Source organism: Streptomyces sp. SM11, from assembly GCF_002910905.1.
In the GTDB taxonomy this organism is placed as follows: domain Bacteria; phylum Actinomycetota; class Actinomycetes; order Streptomycetales; family Streptomycetaceae; genus Streptomyces.
Genome location: NZ_NEUE01000091.1, coordinates 1 through 5,129, shown reverse-complemented (window position 1 = coordinate 5,129; position 5,129 = coordinate 1). Strand labels below are relative to the sequence as shown.

Genomic DNA, 5,129 nt, shown 5'->3' with positions numbered 1-5,129 from the left:
TGGAGAGTGGGGTCCGACCCCGGGCCCGCTCCTCGAACGCCGGAGGGGCTGGAGAGGCTGGGTCCGGGTCAGGGCCCGCTCCTCGAACGCCGGAGAGGCTGGGTCCGGCCCCGGGTCCGCTCCTCGCGCGCCGGAGGTTTGGAGAGCGGGGTCCGGGTCAGGCTGTGCGGATCAGGGTCAGGACCTCGTCGCGTACCGCTGCCATCGTCTGCTCGTCCCTCGCCTCTACGTTCAGACGCAGCAGGGGTTCCGTGTTCGAGGCGCGGAGGTTGAACCACCAGTCGGCGGCCGTGGCCGTGAGGCCGTCCAGGTCGTCGAAGGTGATGCCGTCGCGGGTGCCGTAGGCCGTCCTGACCGTGGTCAGGCTGGCGGTCTGGTCGGCGACGGTGGAGTTGATCTCGCCGGATCCGGTGTACCGGTCGTACTCCGACACCAGCTCGGAGAGCGGCTTCTGCTGGCCGCCGAGCGCGGCGAGTACATGAAGGGCTGCGAGCATGCCCGTATCGGCGTTCCAGAAGTCGCGGAAGTAGTAGTGCGCCGAATGCTCGCCGCCGAAGATCGCGCCGTGCTCCGCCATCTCCGTCTTGATGAAGGAGTGGCCGACGCGGGTGCGGACCGGGGTGCCGCCGTTCTCGCGGACCACCTCGGGGACGGACCAGGAGGTGATCAGGTTGTGGATGACGATGCCCTCGCCGCCGTTGCGGGCCAGTTCGCGGGCGGCCACCAGAGCCGTGATCGCGGAGGGGGAGACGCCCGCGCCCCGCTCGTCGACCACGAAGCAGCGGTCCGCGTCGCCGTCGAAGGCGAGGCCGAGGTCGGCGCCCTCGGCGAGGACGCGGGCCTGGAGGTCGACGATGTTCTTGGGGTCGAGGGGGTTGGCCTCGTGGTTGGGGAACGTGCCGTCCAGGTCGAAGTACATGGGTACGAGGTCGAGCGGGAGGCCGCCGAAGACCGTGGGGACCGTGTGGCCTCCCATGCCGTTGCCCGCGTCCACCACGACCTTCAGGGGACGGATGGACCTGAGGTCGACCAGGCCCAGGAGGTGGGCCGCGTAGTCGGCGAGGGTGTCCCGTTCGGTGATCGTGCCGGGGGTGGTGGTGGCCGGCGGCTGTGGGGCGCCTTCCGACCACTGCTCGACCAGGGTGCGGATCTCTGCGAGACCGGTGTCCTGACCGACCGGGGCGGCGCCCGCCCGGCACATCTTGATGCCGTTGTACCGCGCCGGGTTGTGCGAGGCCGTGAACATCGCCCCGGGCAGGCCGAGTGCTCCCGACGCGTAGTACAGCTGGTCCGTCGAGCAGAGGCCGATGAGCGTGACGTCCGCACCCCGCGCCGCCGCGCCCCGGGCGAACGCTCCGGCGAGGCCGGGGGAGGTCGGGCGCATGTCGTGGCCGATCACGATCGCTTCGGCGTCCGTGACCTGGACGAACGCGGCTCCGAAGCGTTCGGCCAGCGCCTCGTCCCACTGGTCGGGCACCACTCCGCGCACGTCGTACGCCTTCACGAGCTGCGACAGATCAGCAACCACGGCCGGTCCTCCTGGGGTCTCTACGGACCGCCCAAACTACCTGCCCGGTAGTGCCTCAGGAGTCGGCGTCAGGAGTCGGGGGAGCGCAGCACCCTGAGATGGCCTCGGCGGGCCACTTCCACCGGGTCCGCGGAGCGCGGGCCCCGGCCCCCGGGGCCCGGGGCCCGGTCGTGCGGGCGTGCCGCTTCGCGGACCGCGTTGGCCAGTGCTTCGAGGTCGTCGCCGCTGGGGTGCGCGGGTGCGGAGCCGTCGGAGAGCCGCACCACTTCCCAGCCCCGTGGCGCGGTAAGCCGCTCACTGTGTTCGGCACAGAGGTCGTAGCAGTGGGGCTCGGCGTAGGTGGCGAGCGGGCCGAGGACCGCGGTCGAATCGGCATAGACGTACGTCAGTGTCGCGACGGCGGGGCGGCCGCACGCAGTGCGCGAACAGCGACGTACAGGGCTCACGATGTTGGACGGTACCGCACTCTTGAGCGGGCTGCGACGACTGTCCGTCGGGTCACCCCACCGTGTCGCCCTGTGACCTGCGGCACAGCGGTGCTTTCGGTGGCCCCCCTGACCTGCGCCGGGCGGGGGCCCGGTGATCGCACGGTGGTCGAGCCGGTCGCGGGCGAGGGCGGATCGCGGCGTCGGGCGCGCGGTCAACGGTCGGATTACGGGCCGGAAAAGGGCTCAGTCTTGGCCGAAATATTCAACGGTGGGCGTCCTGAAGCAGGGACCGCCTCCGCCTCCGCCTCCGCCTCAGCCTCCAGTGAACGCGGGCGGTCGTCCCGGCACGGAGGCGCCCCTGCCGTGCGTCCTGCTGACGCGCCTGCGGCCCGTGCCCGTGCCGTATACCTGCCCGCCCTGCCCGTGACCCATGCCCGTCCCCGTGCCGTACACCTGCCGCCCTGCCCGCGCCTACCCGGTCGGCCGCGTCGTCTCACCGATCGTCCCCGTCCCCGGAGCGTTACGCTGCGTCGGTGATGGACAGCTCCGTACCTCCCCACCCGTTCGAGCCGCGGTCCCGGCGTCGTGACCGTCATGGCCGCGGTATGCGCGGGCCGGTCGCGCCACCCCAGGTTCCGCTGTCGGCCAGCCGGGGTGAGACCTTCCGTGATCTGGTCCAGGACTCGGTGGAACGGCTGGAGCGGCGCTGGCCTCAGCTGGCCGAGGTCGACTTCGTCGTCCTCGATGTGCCCAGCACGCCGGAGGAGGTCGTGCCGCTCGGCAGCGCGGTGTCCGCGGGCAAGGGGCGGCCCGCGCAGATCGTCGTCTACCGGCGGCCCGTCGAGATCCGCACCAAGAGCCGCGACGAGCGCGCCCTGCTCGTGCACGAGGTCGTCGTCGAGCAGGTCGCCGAGCTGCTGGGGCTGGCCCCCGAGTCGGTCGACCCGCGGTACGGGCAGGACTGACCTGCCGGGGGCCGGCTGTCGGGGGCTCGCCCTCAGTCGTCCAGGACCGAGAGGTCCTCGCGGGCCGTCGGGACCTCGACCGTGCCGCCGTCGTCGGGAAGCGTCTGCACCGTGAACATCTGGACGCCGCCCTCCGTGCGCTCCAGGGTGCGTGACGCGTGGACCGGGCCGCCCGAGGTCGTCTCGACGGTCAGCGCGTAGGCGCCCTTGAGTCCGTCCGGGGCCTTCGGCGTGACGGCGAGGGTCGTACCGGCCTTGACCGTGTACGTCTCCACGGACGGTTCGCCGCCCTCACTGCCCGCCGACGCGGTGACCTTCACCTTGGCCGTGGCGCCCGGCGCGGTCAGGGACAGCGTGGAGTCCTTTTCCCAGTTGTCCGGGACGCTCGCCCGTGCTCCGACAGGCCCGGCGGCCGGGATGTAGGCGACCTCCTGCTTGTCGCCCTTGCCGCGGACCACGCGCAGCGCCGCCACGATCGGGGTCGCCCGGTCCTTCCGCACCGGGCTCAGGAGCAGGGAGCCCGGCTCGTCGCGGGTGACGTCCTTGAGGTCGACGGTCGCCGTCATCGAGGACTTGATGTGCAGGGTGGCGTTCCCGGCCGGCGAGAACGTCGCGTTCTTCCCCACGAGCTGGACCTTCACGTCCGCGTCGTCCTCGCCCGGCGCGAACGCCACCAGCTGTACGGAGGTGGCGTCGGCCGGGATGCCCGGCAGCACGAGCGTGCCGGAGGGGTCCTCGGACGCGGTGATCCAGTCGCTGCCCACGCCGTCGTCGGCGCTCATGACGACCGCTCCGATCCGCCCCGAACGGGTGGTGACGTGCGCGGTCAGCTGGTCGACGGCCTCGGAGGTGCGGGTCGACAGCAGGAGGGCGACGCTGGAGCGGGCCGGCACGTTGATGCCGTCGCCGAAGTCGGACTTGAGCGCGCCCTCCGGGCCGTACAGCTCGATGTCGGCGACGGCGCCGGTGTCATCGGGGTTGGTGAGGTGGATGTAGTCCCGGCGGGACTTGGCGGTGCTCGCGCCCGGGAACCAGAAGTCCGTGCCCGGGGCGGTGCAGGTGACCCCGAGGAGCCCCCGGGCGCCGCCCGCGGTGACCTCGGTGGTCTGCTGGGCGGCCCAGCCGGGGGCCAGCCGGCCGGTGGCCGTGCCGACGAGGGCCGGGGCGTCGGAGCCGTCCGCCTCGGCGACGACCGGCTTTCCGGGCTCCTTCACGGCGAGGACCGGCTTGTCGGCCTTCTCCTTCGCCTTCTTCGCCGCTTCCTCGGCCTTCTTGACCTTCTTCGGGTCGGTCTCGTCCTCGTCGTCCGCGACCGGCAGGGCCGGCTTCAGCTCGGCGGTGCCCTTGGCATCGCCGCCCTCGCCCGCCGGAGTGAAGGAGGTGTACCGCGTCTCCGCCAGGTCGGAGTTGCTGGGCGCCGGGCAGACCAGACTGGAGCGCTCGACCGGCAGCAGCGTGGCGGCCTTCGCCCCGGTGTCCGCCGGGACGCCGGGCGCGGTGACCGTGGCGAATCCGGTGATGGCGGCCAGGACGGTGGCGCCCGCGATCAGGGACAGGTGGGTGGACTTCACTCGGACTCGCCTCGCGATGCGTTACCGGTCTGCCACGGGGCCTGGCCCGGGGCCGGGGGGTCGGTGTGTTCGCCGTTCTCGGCGGGGTGCTGGGCGGGGTCGGTGTACTGGTGCTGCTGGTGCTGGTACTGCCCGCCGGTGTACTGGCCGTACTCGTCGTACGTGCCCTGGTCGTTGTACGTGCCCTGGTCGTTGTACTGCTGCGTGTAGGGGTCCGGGGCAGCGTAGCCGCCGCTCCGGTCGCCGTAGCCCTGGTAGGCGGCGTGCTGCTGTTGCTGCTGGTTCTGTTGCTGCTGGTTCTGTTGCTGTTGGGCGTACGGGTCCGGCTGGTACGCCTCGTAGTAGTCGGCGCCCGGCTGCTGCTGCCCGTCCCACTGCGCGTACTCGCCGTACTGCTGCTGCGGGACCGCCGCATAGCCGCCGGTGGCCTCCTGCGGGTCGTGCACCGGGGGGTTCGCGGCGTACGGGTCGGCGGACTGCTGCGCGGGGATGTACTCCCCCGGGTCCGCTCCCCGCGACGGGTCGTGCTCCTGGGCGGCTCCGCCGTCCGGCGTGCCGCCCGTGCCGTCCGTGCCGGGGCCGTCGGGCCGGTACGGGTCGTCCCCGGTGCCCTCGGGGGCGGCCGCCGCCTCGGCCT

General features: G+C 72.5%; 4 protein-coding genes and 1 pseudogene. 1 reads left to right on the top strand and 4 read right to left on the bottom strand.

The features are described 5' to 3' along the window. Positions 1–157 precede the first annotated feature (157 nt). Positions 158–1,528 carry a phosphomannomutase/phosphoglucomutase gene (locus B9S58_RS05910; protein WP_103531074.1) on the bottom strand — a complete coding sequence of 457 codons (1,371 nt, stop codon included), beginning with the start codon at positions 1,526–1,528 and terminating at the stop codon, positions 158–160. Positions 1,529–1,596: 68 nt separating this feature from the next. Continuing rightward, positions 1,597–1,974, bottom strand: a complete 378-nt coding sequence (locus B9S58_RS05905; RefSeq protein ID WP_181009198.1) for a DUF3499 domain-containing protein — start codon at positions 1,972–1,974, stop codon at positions 1,597–1,599. A 518-nt stretch (positions 1,975–2,492) separates the two neighbouring features. On the opposite strand from B9S58_RS05905, the gene B9S58_RS05900 reads away from it, so the two are divergent. Further along, a complete protein-coding gene (locus B9S58_RS05900) occupies positions 2,493–2,921 on the top strand; it encodes a metallopeptidase family protein (RefSeq protein WP_103531073.1) in 429 nt (142 codons plus the stop codon). A gap of 32 nt (positions 2,922–2,953) precedes the next feature. Here B9S58_RS05900 and B9S58_RS05895 read toward each other — a convergent pair whose 3' ends face one another. Then, positions 2,954–4,492, bottom strand: a complete 1,539-nt coding sequence (locus tag B9S58_RS05895; RefSeq protein ID WP_103531072.1) for a DUF5719 family protein — start codon at positions 4,490–4,492, stop codon at positions 2,954–2,956. After that, positions 4,489–5,129 (bottom strand): annotated as a pseudogene (locus B9S58_RS05890) (family 2 glycosyl transferase); the annotation flags it as partial. The gene B9S58_RS05895 and the pseudogene B9S58_RS05890, both read right to left, overlap by 4 nt.

Excerpts from the sequence above, each read along its gene's own strand:
- B9S58_RS05900 (WP_103531073.1), top strand. The coding sequence starts at position 2,493 with ATGGACAGCTCCGTACCTCCCCACCCGTTCGAGCCGCGGTCCCGGCGT.